The organism is Streptomyces sp. NPDC001070 (genome assembly GCF_053598835.1).
The window spans coordinates 99,550-114,262 of sequence record NZ_JBSFLB010000006.1; the positions used below are offsets into that span (position 1 = coordinate 99,550).

General features: G+C 73.9%; 14 protein-coding genes. 10 read left to right on the plus strand and 4 right to left on the minus strand.

Annotated features, from left to right (window positions below):
- Positions 1-28: 28 nt before the first annotated feature.
- Entirely contained in the window at positions 29-1,321 is a 1,293-nt protein-coding gene (locus ACWDAS_RS09620; protein WP_450388308.1) for a cell division protein PerM, read from the plus strand.
- Between the two features lie 7 nt (positions 1,322-1,328).
- On the opposite strand, the gene ACWDAS_RS09625 is transcribed toward ACWDAS_RS09620, so the two are convergent.
- Positions 1,329-2,054: a hypothetical protein gene (locus tag ACWDAS_RS09625; RefSeq protein ID WP_450388309.1), complete on the minus strand. Its 726-nt coding sequence runs from the start codon at positions 2,052-2,054 to the stop codon at positions 1,329-1,331.
- A gap of 214 nt (positions 2,055-2,268) precedes the next feature.
- Between ACWDAS_RS09625 and purN the strand changes: the two genes are divergently transcribed.
- Positions 2,269-2,883, plus strand: a complete 615-nt coding sequence (gene purN, locus ACWDAS_RS09630) for a phosphoribosylglycinamide formyltransferase (RefSeq protein ID WP_450388310.1) — start codon at positions 2,269-2,271, stop codon at positions 2,881-2,883.
- A complete protein-coding gene (gene purH, locus ACWDAS_RS09635; protein ID WP_450388311.1) occupies positions 2,880-4,433 on the plus strand; it encodes a bifunctional phosphoribosylaminoimidazolecarboxamide formyltransferase/IMP cyclohydrolase in 1,554 nt (517 codons plus the stop codon). Before purN ends, purH begins: the two co-directional genes overlap by 4 nt.
- 70 nt (positions 4,434-4,503) lie before the next feature.
- Here the strand turns inward: purH and ACWDAS_RS09640 are convergent, their stop codons facing one another.
- On the minus strand, positions 4,504-5,100 hold the full coding sequence (locus ACWDAS_RS09640; protein ID WP_450388312.1) for a hypothetical protein: 597 nt from the start codon (positions 5,098-5,100) through the stop codon (positions 4,504-4,506).
- Between the two features lie 57 nt (positions 5,101-5,157).
- Complete coding sequence (locus ACWDAS_RS09645; RefSeq protein WP_450388313.1) at positions 5,158-5,829, minus strand: RDD family protein; 672 nt, start codon at positions 5,827-5,829, stop codon at positions 5,158-5,160.
- Positions 5,830-5,931: 102 nt separating this feature from the next.
- On the opposite strand from ACWDAS_RS09645, the gene ACWDAS_RS09650 reads away from it, so the two are divergent.
- The 7 genes from ACWDAS_RS09650 to ACWDAS_RS09680 all read left to right on the plus strand — a co-directional run bounded on the left by ACWDAS_RS09650 (position 5,932) and on the right by ACWDAS_RS09680 (position 13,160).
- Positions 5,932-6,786: a bifunctional methylenetetrahydrofolate dehydrogenase/methenyltetrahydrofolate cyclohydrolase gene (locus ACWDAS_RS09650; protein ID WP_450388314.1), complete on the plus strand. Its 855-nt coding sequence runs from the start codon at positions 5,932-5,934 to the stop codon at positions 6,784-6,786.
- Positions 6,783-7,226 carry a DUF3017 domain-containing protein gene (locus tag ACWDAS_RS09655; protein WP_450388315.1) on the plus strand — a complete coding sequence of 148 codons (444 nt, stop codon included), beginning with the start codon at positions 6,783-6,785 and terminating at the stop codon, positions 7,224-7,226. Before ACWDAS_RS09650 ends, ACWDAS_RS09655 begins: the two co-directional genes overlap by 4 nt.
- A 90-nt stretch (positions 7,227-7,316) precedes the next feature.
- Positions 7,317-8,534: an NADP-dependent isocitrate dehydrogenase gene (locus ACWDAS_RS09660; RefSeq protein WP_450388316.1), complete on the plus strand. Its 1,218-nt coding sequence runs from the start codon at positions 7,317-7,319 to the stop codon at positions 8,532-8,534.
- A 224-nt stretch (positions 8,535-8,758) separates the two neighbouring features.
- Positions 8,759-9,970, plus strand: a complete 1,212-nt coding sequence (locus ACWDAS_RS09665) for a sensor histidine kinase (protein WP_450388317.1) — start codon at positions 8,759-8,761, stop codon at positions 9,968-9,970.
- Positions 9,967-10,650 carry a response regulator gene (locus tag ACWDAS_RS09670; protein ID WP_450388318.1) on the plus strand — a complete coding sequence of 228 codons (684 nt, stop codon included), beginning with the start codon at positions 9,967-9,969 and terminating at the stop codon, positions 10,648-10,650. Before ACWDAS_RS09665 ends, ACWDAS_RS09670 begins: the two co-directional genes overlap by 4 nt.
- Positions 10,651-10,744: 94 nt before the next feature.
- The gene (locus ACWDAS_RS09675) at positions 10,745-11,596 is read left to right on the plus strand and encodes a helix-turn-helix domain-containing protein (RefSeq protein WP_450388319.1); all 852 of its coding nucleotides are present in this window, start codon (positions 10,745-10,747) and stop codon (positions 11,594-11,596) included.
- A 574-nt stretch (positions 11,597-12,170) separates the two neighbouring features.
- A complete protein-coding gene (locus ACWDAS_RS09680; protein WP_450388320.1) occupies positions 12,171-13,160 on the plus strand; it encodes a malate dehydrogenase in 990 nt (329 codons plus the stop codon).
- A gap of 64 nt (positions 13,161-13,224) precedes the next feature.
- On the opposite strand, the gene pdxR is transcribed toward ACWDAS_RS09680, so the two are convergent.
- Positions 13,225-14,679 (minus strand): MocR-like pyridoxine biosynthesis transcription factor PdxR, encoded by a 1,455-nt coding sequence (pdxR, locus tag ACWDAS_RS09685; protein WP_450388321.1) that lies wholly within the window; start codon positions 14,677-14,679, stop codon positions 13,225-13,227.
- Positions 14,680-14,713 lie beyond the last annotated feature (34 nt).

Sequence of the window (14,713 nt, forward strand, 5' to 3'; positions counted from 1 at the left end):
AGGGGGTGTTCTTGGCAGCATGAGAGCCGTGAGTGCCGCAAGCGCCCTGAGTCAGGCCGTCCTCCGGATCCGGGCCGCCCACGCGACCCTGCGAGCCTCCGAGTCCGCCCCCGCCTTCACCGGCGGCGTGGTCGCCGCGGGCCTCGGCCTGGGCGGCTTCGCCATGCTCGTGCTCTTCCTGTGGATCATCTCGCCGTTCCCCGACAGCGGACTGAACGGCGCCCTCCACGTCGCCGCCGACTGCTGGCTCGTCGCGCACGGCGGCGAGCTCGTGCGCACCGAGACCCTCTCCGGTGTCCCCGCGCCCATCGGCGTCACACCGCTGCTGCCCATGGTGTTTCCCGTGTGGCTGCTGTACCGGGCGGGGGCGGACGCCGTGGCACCCGCCTCCGACGACCGGGCCGCGCGCTCCGCCGTCGCCTGGCTGATCGGCGGCTATCTCGCGGTGGCCGCCGGGGTGGTCGTCTACACCTCGTACGGCCCGGTGCGCAGCGACGCGATCGGCGCCGTGCTGCACGTGCCCGTCGTCGCCGCCCTCGCGGCGGCCGCGGGTGCCTGGGTGGAGCGGGGGCGGCCGCGGATCCCGCTGCCGGCGTGGCTGTCCCGGGTGTCGGTGTCCGTACCGGTGAAGGTGCCGGTGCGGGAGGCCGCGGTCGTGCTGCGCTCGGCGGGCGCGGGGGCCGGCGTCCTCGTCGCGGGCGGTGCGGCGCTCACGGCGGTGACCCTGGTGCTGCACCCCGGTGCGGCGGGGGCGTCCTTCACCCGGCTCAGTGAGGCGCTGTCCGGGCGGCTCGCGGTGCTGGCGGTGGCCGTCGCGCTGATCCCGAACGCAGCCGTCTGGGGCGCGGCCTACGCGCTCGGCCCCGGTTTCGCGCTCGGCAGCCAGGCCGCGGTGCGCCCGGCCGGGGTGGTGGGGGAGCCGGTGCTGCCGGACTTCCCGCTTCTCGCGGCGCTGCCCCAGCCCGGGCCGGGGACGGCGCTGACCTGGGTGGCGCTGGTCGTGCCGGTGCTCGCCGGCGTCGCGGTGGGCCTGCTCGCGGTCGATCCGCGGGAGCCGCGCGGCCTCGGACGCACCGCCGCGCACGCCGCCCTGGGCGGGCTGGTGTGCGGGATCGCCATGGGATTGCTCACCGGGTTCGCGGCCGGGCCGCTGGGCACCGGGGCGCTGGAGGCGTTCGGGCCCTCCTGGTGGCTCACCGGGGGCGCGGCGGCCGTCTGGACGGCGGCCGTCGGCACCCCGACAGCCCTGCTGCTGCGCTGGGCGCGGACCCGTCGTGCGGCGGCCGCGGTGGCGGCCGCCGACGATCAGCCGGAGGAGTAGCGCCCCGTCAGCGCGTGTGCAGCAGCTCGCGGACCGGGGACGGCAGCAGGTCCTGGCACGCGTCGCGCGACTGGGAGGTCAGGGCGTCCCGGGTGCAGGTGTAGTACTCCTTGTAGACCAGCTGGGTCGTGAAGGTCGCCGCCACGACGCTGAGGGCCAGCCCGCCCATGACCAGGCCGCCCACCGCGGCCGGGCGCTGCGGCTTGCTGCGGGGGTCGATGGGCCGCTGCGGCGGAGGGGTGGCACCGCCCTCGGCCAGCAGGGCGGCCGCCTCGGCGCGGGCCTTGGCGCGCTCCTCGGGCTTCATCCGCAGCGCGTTGACGCCCCAGTACAGCGCGAGGGCGCCGAGCAGCAGCCCCACGTACGTCCACCCCAGGAAGAGCGCGAAGAAGAGCCCCCACATGCCGCAGATCAGGGCGTAGCGGGCACGTCGCTGCGCGGGGTCGGTGGGGTCGAAGCGGGATCCTTCCGGGCGCTGCCCGCCGTAGCCGCCACCGCCGGGACGGTCGCCGAGGCCCCCGTCCTGCCGGCCGGGCTGCCGCTCGCTCCACTGGCCGCCCCAGGAAGGCGGCGGCGGTGGCGGGGGAGTGGGCGTGGGCGACTGTTCCCCGGAGTCGGAGGGCTGCTGCGGCCGGCGCGGCTGCCAGGGCTGCTCGGGCGCGTTCTCCGGCGGCGGGGCGAACGGGTTGTCCTGCTCGTGGCCGCGGCCACTGCTCATGCTTGCCTGGGTCATCCCCTTGCCGTCGACTCCTCGAGTTGTCGGACGCGTGACTTCGCCGTTCTTCACCCCAGACGCTACCGCCCGCGCGCTCCCCCGTCCCGTGGGGGCGGTCGGGTGTGCCGGTATCGTTGCTGACGGTCGACGGCCTCGTAGAGTTCCCCGGAATTCCGGCGATCTTCGAGCCGTACGATCCTCCAAAGCGCCGGATCCCGAGAGATGACCCGCAGTGGCCACAGTCTTTCCGCCCCTTTCCCGTCCCGCCCGACTCGTCGTGCTCGTCTCCGGTTCGGGTACGAACCTGCAGGCACTGCTCGACGCCGGGCTGCACGTCGTCGCAGTCGGAGCGGACCGTTCCGGCATCGCGGGCCTCGACCGCGCCGAGCGCGCCGGGGTGCCGACGTTCGTCTGCCGGGTGAAGGACCACGGCGACCGCGAGGCGTGGGACGCCGCGCTGACCGAGGCGGTGGCGGCGTACGAGCCCGACCTGGTCGTCTCGGCGGGGTTCATGAAGATCGTGGGCAAGGAGTTCCTCGCCCGGTTCGGCGGCCGCTTCGTCAACACGCACCCCGCGCTGCTGCCCAGCTTCCCGGGCGCCCACGGGGTGCGCGACGCCCTCGCCTACGGCGCGAAGGTCACCGGCTGCACCGTCCACTTCGTCGACGACGGCGTCGACACCGGCCCGATCATCGCCCAGGGCGTGGTCGAGGTCCGGGCGGACGACACGGAGGAAGCGCTCCACGAGCGCATCAAGGAAGTCGAGCGCACGCTGCTCGTCGACGTCGTGGGGCGGTTGTCCCGCGACGGCTATCGCATTGAGGGACGAAAGGTTCTGTTGCCGTGAGTACCAAGCGGGAGATCCGTCGCGCACTGGTCAGCGTCTACGACAAGACCGGGCTGGAGGAGCTGGCCCGCGGCCTGCACGAGGCGGGCGTCCAGCTGGTCTCCACCGGCTCGACGGCCGGGCGGATCTCCGCCGCCGGGGTGCCGGTCACCAAGGTCGAGGAGCTGACCGGCTTCCCCGAGTGCCTGGACGGCCGGGTGAAGACCCTGCACCCGAAGGTGCACGCCGGCATCCTCGCCGACCTGCGGCTGGAGGACCACCGCAGGCAGCTGGAGGAGCTCGGCGTCGAGCCCTTCGACCTGGTCGTGGTGAACCTCTACCCGTTCCGCGAGACGGTGGCCTCCGGCGCCTCGGAGGACGAGTGCGTCGAGCAGATCGACATCGGCGGCCCGTCGATGGTCCGCGCCGCCGCCAAGAACCACCCCTCCGTGGCGGTCGTGACCAGCCCCGAGCGGTACGCCGACGTGCTGGCCGCCGTCCGTGAGGGCGGCTTCGACCTCACCACCCGCAAGCGCCTGGCCGCCGAGGCCTACCAGCACACCGCCGCGTACGACGTCGCGGTCGCGAGCTGGTTCGCGAGCTCGTACGCCCCTGCCGACGACAGCCCCTTCCCGGACTTCCTGGGCGCCACGTACGAGCGCAAGAACGTGCTCCGCTACGGCGAGAACCCGCACCAGGCCGCCGCCCTCTACACGGACGGCAGCGCGGGCCTGGCGGGCGCCGAGCAGCTGCACGGCAAGGAGATGTCCTACAACAACTACGTCGACACCGAGGCCGCGCGCCGGGCGGCGTACGACCACGACGAGCCCTGCGTCGCGATCATCAAGCACGCCAACCCCTGCGGCATCGCGGTCGGTGACGACGTCGCCGCGGCGCACCGCAAGGCCCACGCCTGCGACCCGCTGTCGGCCTTCGGCGGGGTCATCGCCGTCAACCGTCCGGTGAGCGCGGCCATGGCGGAGCAGGTCGCCGAGATCTTCACCGAGGTCATCGTGGCGCCGGACTTCGAGGAGGGCGCGGTCGAGATCCTCGCCCGCAAGAAGAACATCCGCGTGCTGCGCTGCCCCGAGGCGCCCGTCGCGGTGACCGAGTTCCGCCCGGTCGAGGGCGGGGTGCTGCTGCAGGAGAAGGACCGCCTGCAGGCCACCGGCGACGACCCGGCCACCTGGACGCTGGCGACGGGCGAGCCGCTGGCCGCCGATGAGCTGGCCGATCTGGCCTTCGCCTGGCGGGCCTGCAGGGCCGTGAAGTCCAACGCCATCCTGCTGGCCAAGGACGGCGCGACCGTCGGCGTCGGCATGGGCCAGGTCAACCGCGTCGACTCCGCCAAGCTCGCCGTCCAGCGGGCCGGTGAGGAGCGCGCGGCCGGCTCCTACGCGGCGTCGGACGCCTTCTTCCCGTTCCCCGACGGGCTGGAGGTGCTCACCGGCGCGGGCGTCAAGGCCGTCGTGCAGCCGGGCGGTTCGGTCCGGGACGAGGCCGTGATCGACGCCGCGCGCAAGGCCGGCGTCACCATGTACCTCACCGGGACGCGGCACTTCTTCCACTGACCGGCCGCCGCGCCCGTACGCCGAAGGCCCCCGCGCAGGCGGGGGCCTTCGGCGTACGGGGAGGACCCGCTCAGTACTGCGGGCGCCTGAACCAGGCCGCCGTCTCGCCCTTCGCCGCGAAGACGATCAGCAGCACGCTGAGCGCGAGCGGCGCGACCAGCACGAAGGCGCCGCTGATCATGGTGGCGATGCTGCTCAGCGCGACCAGCACGCCGATCACGATGGACCCGATCCGTGTGCCGTTGCCGCCCGTCCTGTACTTGGCGCCCATGCCGATCGACAGGACGGCGAAGGCCAGGAAGAGCACGCCCATCACGTAGACCAGGCCGATGGGCATGGCCAACTCGTCGGTGTCGTCGACGCTTTTGAGCGCCGCGGCCCCGAGCAGGAGCAGCAGGCCGCCCAGGATCTGCATCCCGCCGAGCACGAAGAGCATCGCCCGGGCCGCCTTCGCCGACGACGGCATGACCTCGGGCCCGCCGGGATACGCCGCGAACGGCCCCTGCGGCTGCGGCTGCTGCGGGTATCCGTACGGCGGCTGCCCCTGCGGCTGGGACTGCGCCGGGTAGCCGTAGCCCGGCTGGGCCGGGGGCTGCTGCGGGTATCCGTACGGCTGCTGCGGAGGCCGCTGGCCGTAGGGACTGCCGGGGCCGGGCGGATAGCTCACTGGTGACTTCCTTCGCAGGGGCGGGACCGGGGACGTCGCCTCATTCTCGCCGGGGGCCTAACGGGTCTTCACGACAACCGTGTTGAGGATCTTGTCGGCGAAGGTCTGCTTCTTGTCGTCCCACAACGGCCACAGGTAGCCGATGTAGCAGGCGGCGCCGTCCAGTCCGTGGCACAGCCGGCGGACGAAGGCCATGCCGAAGCCGAGCGGACGGCCGTCCAACTCCCGCAGGACGCTGATGCCCAGGGCCTTCTTGCCCGGCGTCTGGCCGGTCTTGCCCTCGCGGTAGCAGAGGAACAGGGTGCCGGCGACGGAGAGCAGGAAGCCGAGGCCGATCAGGGCGAAGGCGCTGCCCGGTATCGCGGGCGCGGGGCAGTCGTAGGTGCCGCTGCTGTCGCAGGTCCGGGCCTGGTCGACCACGGTGGCGATGAACTGCCCGTAGCCGATGCCGATCAGGATCATCGGCACCAGCCCGGCGACCAGGAAGTCGACCAGCGTCGCGCCGACCCGCGCGCCCCAGCTCGCGTACGGCGGCATGCCGGGGACGGGGCCGCCCGGGTAGCCGTGGCCGTACGGGCCCTGGGCCTGCGGCGGGATGCTGCCGTAGGGCTGCTGCGGCTGCGTCGGGTAACCGTAACCGGGCTGGGCCGGGGGCTGCTGGGGGTGACCGTAGGGCTGCTGCGGAGGCTGCTGGCCGTACGGGTTGCCGGGACCGGGCGGGTAGCTCACGTTGGCTTCTTTCGCGCGGATGGGACTGGGGACGGCCCACATCGTCGTGGGCGGCGTCATCCGCTGTCCAGCGTTGGTGTGCGGACCTGAGAAGATGGAGCTATGACCGCCCAGATTCTCGATGGCAAGGCCACTGCCGCCGCGATCAAGTCAGAACTGTCGACCCGCGTCCAGGCGCTCAGGGAGCGGGGTGTAACCCCCGGCCTCGGCACGCTCCTGGTCGGCGACGACCCGGGCAGCCGCTGGTACGTCGCGGGCAAGCACCGCGACTGCGCGGAGGTCGGCATCGCCTCCATCCAGCGCGAGCTGCCGGAGAGCGCCACCCAGGAGGAGATCGAGGCGGTCGTCCGCGAGCTCAACGACAACCCCGAGTGCACCGGCTACATCGTCCAGCTGCCGCTGCCGAAGGGGATCGACACCAACCGCGTCCTGGGGCTGATGGACCCGGCCAAGGACGCGGACGGGCTGCACCCGACGAACCTCGGCCGGCTGGTCCTCAACGAGCGCGGCCCGCTGCCCTGCACCCCCAACGGCATCGTGGAGCTGCTGCGGCGGCACGGCGTGGAGATCAACGGCGCGCACGTCACCGTGGTCGGCCGCGGCGTCACCGTCGGCCGCTCGATCGGGCTGCTGCTGACCCGCAAGTCCGAGAACGCCACCGTCACCCTCTGCCACACCGGCACCCGCGACCTGTCCGCCCAGCTGCGCCAGGCCGACATCATCGTGGCCGCCGCGGGAGTGCCGCACCTGGTGAAGCCGGAGGACGTGCGGCCGGGCGCGGCCGTTCTGGACGTCGGCGTCAGCCGCGACGAGAACGGCAAGATCGTCGGCGATGTGCACCCGGGCGTGGCCGAGGTCGCCGCCTGGATCTCGCCGAACCCCGGCGGCGTCGGCCCGATGACCCGGGCCATGCTGCTGGCGAACGTCGTGGAGACCGCGGAGGGCCGGTACGCATGACCGGGACGGGTCCCCGTACGGGAGCGGCGGCGCCGGAGGAGTCCGGCGACGCCGGCCGCAGCCGCCGCTTCCAGGTGCTGACCCGCGGCACCGCGCGCCCCGAGGGCGGCGGCCGGGCCATGGGCCCCCACGCCCCGGCCCCGGCCCGCCAGTGGCCGATCCTCGTGGTCTCCGGCGCGGTGCTGCTCGGCCTGGTGCTGGTGGCCGCGGACGTCGCCCGCGCCGGCCTGGTGCTGATCGGCTCGGCGCTGCTCCTGGGCGCGCTGATGCGCTGGCTGCTGCCCTCGGTCGGCATGCTGGCGGTGCGCAGCCGCTTCACCGACATGATCATCTACGGTTTGCTGGGCGTCCTGATCGTGCTGCTGGCGCTGATGGCGCAGCCGCACCCGGTGCTCGAGATCCCCTTCCTGGAGGACGTTGTCCGTTTCTCTGTGCGTTGATCCGGCTACGCTGGGTGGCGAGTTTCCTGACGTAAGACGTGCGGCGCCACCCTGGGCTCACGTCACGGCGTGAGAGGCAGAACGACTCCCATGGCCAAGATCAAGGCAAGGAACCCGGTCGTCGAGCTCGACGGCGACGAGATGGCGCGGATCATGTGGCGGTTCATCAGGGACGAGCTGGTCCTGCCGTACCTCGACATCGAACTCATCCGCTTCGACCTGGGCATCGAGCACCGCGACGCCACCCACGACCAGGTGACCGCCGACGCGGCCCAGGCGGTCGCCAGGCACGGCGTCGGCGTCAAGTGCGCCACTGTCACGCCCGACGAGGCGCGGGTCGCGGAGTTCGGCCTCAGGGGGATGTACCGCTCCCCGAACGCCACCATCCGCGACCTCCTCGGCGGCGGGATCTTCCGCGAACCCGTCGTCGTGCGGAACGTGCCGAGGGCGGTGCCCGGCGGGACCCGGCCCGTCGTGATCGCCCGGCACGCCTTCGGCGACCAGTACCGCGCCACCGAGCTGAGGATCCCCGGCGCGGGCACGCTGACCCTGAGCTTCACCCCGGACGACGGCTCCGACCCGGTCGACCTGGAGGTGCACGACTTCCCCGGGCCCGGCGTGGCCCTGTCCATGTACAACCTGGACGACTCGATCCGGGAGTTCGCGCGCGCCGCCTTCCGCTACGGGCTGGCGCGCGGGCTCCCCGTCTACCTGTCCACGAAGAACACGGTGCTCAGGAAGTACGACGGCCGCTTCAAGGATCTCTTCCAGGAGGTCTACGACGGCGAGTTCCGCCGCGAGTTCGAGGCCTGCGGCCTGGGCTACGAGCGCCGCCTCGTCGACGACCTGGCGGCCTCGGCCCTGAAGGGCGCGGGCGGCTACGTCTGGGCGTGCAAGAACTACGACGGCGACATCCTGTCCGGCGTCCTCGCCCGGGGCGTCGGCTCACCCGGCCTCATGACCTCGGTCCTCATGACCTCCGACGGCCGGACCGTGCTGTCCGAGGCGGCGCACGGCACGGTCACCCGCCACTACCGCAGGCACCAGGCGGGCCGGCCGACCTCGACCAACCCCATCGCCTCGGTCTTCGCGTGGGCCCGCGCCCTGGCCCACCGCGCCCGGCTGGACGACACCCCCGAGCTCGCCCGGTTCGCCGGGGTGCTGGAGCGGTCCTGCCTGGAGGTGGTCGAGGCCGGCCAGATGACCGAGGACCTCGCGGTGCTGGTCAGCCCGGAACAGCCGTGGCTGACGACCGAGCAGTTCCTCGCGGCCGTCGAGGAGAACCTGCGCAAGCGGATGTCCGTCTGAGCACCCGCGGGCACCCCACGACCCGGTACCCCGTCCTCCCCCCGTCGGAGGACGGGGCACCGTCGTGTTGGGGCGCCCCCCTCTGGCCCCCGGCGACGACCCTACGGGGGCGGGGCGGGGAGGTCGTCCCGTGCCGGGTTGACCTTTCGGAAGAGGACGTACAACTTCCGCGGTACGGCGGGGGACTGACGCTCACCCCTGCGGCCGGGGCCTACGCTGCGCGCGTGCGGAACAAGTGGCTGGTCGACGTCCTGCTGGCGGTGGGCTTCACCGTCGCCAGCATGCTGCTGGGCCATGAGCGGCCGCCGACGGACTGGGTGCGGCTGGATCTGTTCGGTTACGCGCTGACCGCCCTGGTCAACCTGCCGGTCGCGGTCCGGCGCCGGGCCCCGCTCGGGGTCTGCGTCTTCGTCTGCGCCGCCTGGACGCTCTACGTGGCGGCCGGGTACTGGCCGGTGGTCAACTCCATGGCGCCGCTGCTCGCGCTCTACACCGTCGCGGCCGTGCGCCCCGTGCGCACCGCGCTGGCCTGCGCGGGGCTGACCGGCGCGGTCTGGGTGTACGCCGGACTGACGGCGGCGCAGAGCTCGATGGCCACCGTGGCCGCGCAGGCCGTGGTGTTCCCTCTGGTGATGTGCCGCTTCGGACGCTCGGCCCGGGTGTCGGCCAAGCGCGAGAAGCGGCTGGCACGGCTCACCGAGCAACTGCGGACCGAACAGCAGGACCGCGCCCGTGAGGCGGTGGCGGAGGAGCAGGCACGCATCGCCCGCGAACTGCACGACGTCGTCGCCCACCACATGTCGGTGATCTCGGTGCAGGCGGGCATGGCCGCGTACGTCTTCCACACCTCCCCGCAGACCGCCCGCGGCGCGCTCGACACCATCTCCGACACCACCCGCGAGGCGCTCCAGGAGATGCGCCGCATGCTCAAGGTGCTGCGCGCCGGGCCGGGCGAGCCGGAGGAGGGCTGGGCCTCCTACGACCCGATGCCCTCGGTGACCCGGCTGGGCGAGATGATCGAGCGGGTGCGCGCCGCCGGGCTCGTGGTGGAGTTGCGGATCGAGGGCGAGCCCCGGCCCGTGGCGCCCGGCGTGGGCCTGTGCGCGTACCGGGTGGTGCAGGAGGCGCTGACCAACGTGCTCAAGCACGCCCCCCTCGCCCGGGCGCTCGTCCGGGTCGCCTACGAGCCGCACCACCTGACGGTGACCGTCACCGACGACGGCGCGGGCACGGGCTCCGGGGTGCCGCCGGGCCGATCCGATCCGGCCACAATGGTCCGCGGAACGGGACACGGGTTGATCGGCATGCGGGAGCGCGCCAGGCTCTACGGCGGGACGGTGGATATCGGCCCGCTCGGCGAGGGATTCGAGGTGCGGCTCACACTCCCCACGTCCGCGCGGGGGACAGAGCGGCGAGGGGACACATCGGAGGCATGACCAGGGTGCTCGTCGTCGACGACCAGTTCCTGATCCGGGCCGGCCTCGTGGCACTGCTGCGCGCCGCCCCCGGCATCGAGGTGGTCGGGGAGGCGGGCGACGGCGAGGAGGCCGTGGAGCGCGCGGCGCGGACCGGGCCCGACGTGATCCTCATGGACATCCGGATGCCGGGCATCAGCGGGGTCGTCGCCACCGAGCGCATCCTGGCCGCCGCGGCCGACCCGCCGCCGCGCATCCTCATCCTCACCACCTTCGACCTCGACGAGTACGTCTACACCGCGCTGCGCGCCGGGGCCTCCGGCTTCCTACTCAAGGACGCGGGCCCGGACCGGCTGCTCGCCGCCGTCCACGCCGTCGCGGGCGGCGACACCCTCTTCGCCCCCAGCGTCACCCGCCGGCTGATCGAGGCGTACGCGCCGCCGCGCCCGGCCGCGCCCTCGGCCGGCGCCGACCGGGCCCCGCCCGCCGAGCTGGCGGTGCTGACCGCGCGGGAGCTGGAGGTGCTGCGGCTGATCGCCCGCGGCCTGTCGAACCCGGAGATCGCCGATCTGCTCTTCATCAGCGAGGCGACCGTCAAGACCCACCTGAACCGGACCATGGCCAAGCTCCACCTCGGCAGCCGCGCCCAGGCCGTCGTCCTCGCCTACGAGACCGGACTCGTCACCCCGCGAGGAGCGTGAGGATTCTCCGGATTTCATGCATCGAGCGTGTGTGCGTCGCTACCGTGGGTTGACTAACGGAGCCGGGGGGTGCGTGATGGCACGGTGGGAGCCATTGCCCGAGACACTGGACGGCGCCGCGCGCCGCCTCGCCGTGCATCTGCGCCGGATGAAGGACCGCAGCGGGCTGAGCGTGCCGGCGCTGGCCGCGCGCACCGTGCAGAGCACCGAGTCCTGGGAGCAGTACCTCAACGGCGTGAAGATCCCGCCGCGTGACGCGGTCGAGGTGCTGGGGCAGCTCAGCGGCGCCGACTACGACCGGCTCATCGCCCTGTGGGAGCTGGCCGACCGCGGGGTCGCGGACACCATGAAGGGCTTTCCGTACGCCGATCCGCTCGACCCGCTGGCCCCGGTGGAGGGGTTGCCCCAGCACGCCCTCCGGCGGCGGAGCAAGGCGCTGCTGGCGGCCGCCTGCGGCCTGGTGCTGGGCGGGGTGTTCGCGCTGCTGGTGGCGACCGGGGTGGCCAGGGACGGGGCCGAGCGGGCCGAGGCCCCGCTGTCGGCCCGCCCCACGGCCACCGTGCCGGCCGCCCCAGCCCCCTCCGCCACGCGCTCCAGCGGGTCCGCGGCCACCTCGTGGCCCGGGTCGGGCCCCTCGGCGGGCCCGACGGAACAGGACACCTCCCGCTCCGCGGGTGACATGTCCCCGGACGGCGGCACGCCCGCGGCGCCGGTGACGGAGACCGACCGCGCCTCCTCCGCACCGGGTCGGGGCCCGGGTACGACACCGGGCACGGGCGGCACGACGGCGGCCCCCGGCGGCGGCGACACGACCCAGGCCCCGCCGCCCGCGTCGACCACCGCACCGGCACCCTCCGCGTCCGAGGGCCACGGCAACGGCCACGGCCACGGCCACGGCAAGGGACTCTGCCTCGGCCTGATCATCCTGGGCGTCTGCATCGGATGACGGACGCAACCGGACGAGCCGGTCCAAGCATCCCCGTCAACAGCCTTCCGGGGCAGAACGGCACCAGCAGGAGGGGGAGCGGGAGATGGCCCGCCGGCGGTGGCGGATCCCCCTGCGGCCTGCCTGCGGTTGAGGCGCAGTGCGGGGTTGGGGCGTGTGCGCCCTCGCTGCGCGGGGCGACTCGCCGGTCTCGGTCGCGTGGTCGCGGTCGGCGGTGGGCCGTCGCCGGGGCGGGGCCCGCCTCGGGGGCCCACCGCGCGGGCGCCGGCGGCGGGGCCGGGCCGTCCTGGCCGTGGGCGTCGCCCGGGACGGTCACCGCGGACATCGACGGACCCCCGCCGCCCCGGCCTCCCACTTCCGGACCGCGCCGGGACTCGGGGGCACGGGACGCACGCCGGCGCGGGGAACGCGGGACGCGGAGGCGGTGACCGGGGCCACACTGGTGGTGGCATCCGCCACGACGGCGCGGGTATAGCCTGGCGTGGGTCTCTTGACGCCGAGAGATCCCCGTTCCGGGGCATGGGACGCTGCCGGGGCGGCAAGGGATCCAGCAGGAGAAGGCCAGGAGAAGGCAATGACTCGCACTCCCGTCAACGTCACCGTAACCGGAGCGGCCGGCCAGATCGGCTACGCGCTGCTGTTCCGCATCGCCTCCGGCCACCTGCTCGGCCCCGATGTCCCGGTGAAGCTGCGGCTGCTGGAGATCACCCCGGCCCTGAAGGCCGCCGAGGGCACCGCGATGGAGCTGGACGACTGCGCCTTCCCGCTGCTCCAGGGCATCGACATCAGCGACGACCCGAACGTCGCCTTCGACGGCACCAACGTGGGCCTGCTCGTCGGCGCCCGCCCCCGCACCGCCGGCATGGAGCGCGGCGACCTGCTGGAGGCCAACGGCGGCATCTTCGGCCCGCAGGGCAAGGCCATCAACGACCACGCCGCGGACGACATCCGCGTCCTCGTCGTCGGCAACCCGGCCAACACCAACGCGCTCATCGCGCAGTCCTCGGCCCCGGACGTCCCGGCCGACCGCTTCACCGCGATGACCCGCCTCGACCACAACCGCGCGATCTCCCAGCTGTCGAAGAAGACCGGCGTGCCGGTGAGCGAGATCCGCCGCCTGACCATCTGGGGCAACCACTCCGCCACCCAGTACCCGGACATCTTCCACGCCGAGGTCGCCGGCAAGAACGCCGCCGAGACCGTCAACGACGAGAAGTGGCTGTCCGAGGACTTCATCCCGACCGTCGCCAAGCGCGGTGCGGCGATCATCGCGGCCCGTGGCGCCTCCTCCGCCGCGTCGGCCGCCAACGCCGCGATCGACCACGTCTTCACCTGGACCAACGGCACCGCCGAGGGTGACTGGACCTCCGCCGGTGTCGTCTCCGACGGCTCCTACGGTGTGCCGGAGGGCCTCATCTCCTCCTTCCCGGTGACCGCGAAGGACGGCCGGTTCGAGATCGTCCAGGGCCTGGACATCAACGAGTTCTCCCGCGCGCGCATCGACGCCTCGGTCAAGGAGCTCGAGGAGGAGCGTGACGCGGTCCGCTCCCTCGGCCTCATCTGAGACCGGCGCAGAGCCTGACGACGGCCCGCCGCCGCGCCCCGCACGGGCGCGGCGGCGGGCCGCGTCATGGAGTGTGCGCGGCGAGCAGCCCGCAGAGCGCGTCCACGGCCCCGGCGAAGGCGTGCTCGGGCGGGGTGCCGTAGCCGACGACGATCGCGTCGTCGTCCGTGCCGCCGAACTCGGCGAGGCTCTGCAGGGCGAGGCCGTGCTCCCGGGCCTGCCCGACCACTGCTTCGGCCGTGGTGCCCGGCGGCAGGCGCAGCACGGCGTGGAGGCCGGCGGCGATGCCCGACACCCGTACGGCGGGCGCGTGGGCGGCGAGCGCGGCGACGAGACGGTCCCTGCGGCGGCGGTAGTGCAGCCGCATGCGGCGCACATGGCGGTCGTACGCGCCGGAGGCGATCAGTTCGGCGAGAGTGAGCTGGTCGAGTACGGGGGAGTGGTGGTCGGCGAGGATCTTCTCGTCGAGGACCGGTTCGAGGAGGGCGGGCGGCAGGGCGAGCCAGGCCAGCCGCAGTCCGGGGGCGAGGCTCTTGCTGGCCGTTCCCGCGTAGACGACGTGTTCGGGCGCCAGGCCCTGCAGGGCGCCCACCGGCTGCCGGTCGTAGCGGAACTCCCCGTCGTAGTCGTCCTCGATCACCACTGCGCCCGTGTCACGGGCCCAGGCCACCGTCGCCGTACGCCGTTCGGGTGAGAGCGGGGTGCCGTACGGGAACTGGTGCGCGGGCGTGAGCAGCGCGGCGTCGACACCGGCGTCCAGGGCGCAGACGCGGGCGCCGTCCTCGTCGACGGGCAGCGGGACGGTGGTGAGCCGCGCCGCCCGCAGGATGCGCAGGGTGTGCGGGTAGCCCAGGGCCTCCACGGCGACGCGGCGGGCCCCGCGGGCGCGCAGTGCGCGGCCGAGGAGCCCGGAGGCCTGGACGAAGCCCGTGCACACCACCAGGAGTTCCGGTGTGGTGCGGACCCCGCGCACCCGGCCCAGATACGCCGCCAGGGCCTCGCGCAGCTCGGGGCGGCCGCGCGGGTCGATGTAGCCGAAGGCCTCGTTGGGGGCGGCCGCGAGCGCGCGGCGCGCGGCGGCGGCCCATGCGGCACGGGGGAAGGAGCCGAGGTCGGGTGCGCCGGGCCGCAGGTCGTACGGGACGTGGTCCCGGTGCCCGAACGGCGTCAGCGGCCCCACCGCCGCGCCTGTGCCGTCGACGGGACGCGGACCGGCGCCGCGGGCACGGGCGGCGGGCGGCGCCCCGGCAGGGTGCCAGCCGTGGCCGACGCGGGTGCCGGAGCCCTGGCGGGCGGTCAGCCAGCCCTCGGCGACCAGTTGCCCGTAGGCGTCGGCGACGGTGTTGCGGGCGATGCCCAGGTCCTTGGCGAGCACCCGCGAGGACGGCAGCCGCGTGCCGGGGGTGAGCCGGCCGACGCGCACCGCCTCACGCAGCGCGTTCTCCAGCCCGGTGCGCGCACCGGCGCCCCCGGCGAGGTCCAGATGGAGGTCGACTCCGGAAATGGCCCACTCGTTCACACCCCAAGTGGACCACGGGCCGAGGCCACCCCGT

What these genes read in the sequence shown, in the direction of transcription:
- ACWDAS_RS09625 (WP_450388309.1), bottom strand. Translation starts at nt 2,054, where the DNA reads ATGACCCAGGCAAGCATGAGCAGTGGCCGCGGCCACGAGCAGGACAAC.
- ACWDAS_RS09650 (WP_450388314.1), top strand. Translation starts at nt 5,932, where the DNA reads ATGACCGCCCAGATTCTCGATGGCAAGGCCACTGCCGCCGCGATCAAG.
- ACWDAS_RS09655 (WP_450388315.1), top strand. Translation starts at nt 6,783, where the DNA reads ATGACCGGGACGGGTCCCCGTACGGGAGCGGCGGCGCCGGAGGAGTCC.
- ACWDAS_RS09660 (WP_450388316.1), top strand. Translation starts at nt 7,317, where the DNA reads ATGGCCAAGATCAAGGCAAGGAACCCGGTCGTCGAGCTCGACGGCGAC.
- ACWDAS_RS09670 (WP_450388318.1), top strand. Translation starts at nt 9,967, where the DNA reads ATGACCAGGGTGCTCGTCGTCGACGACCAGTTCCTGATCCGGGCCGGC.
- ACWDAS_RS09680 (WP_450388320.1), top strand. Translation starts at nt 12,171, where the DNA reads ATGACTCGCACTCCCGTCAACGTCACCGTAACCGGAGCGGCCGGCCAG.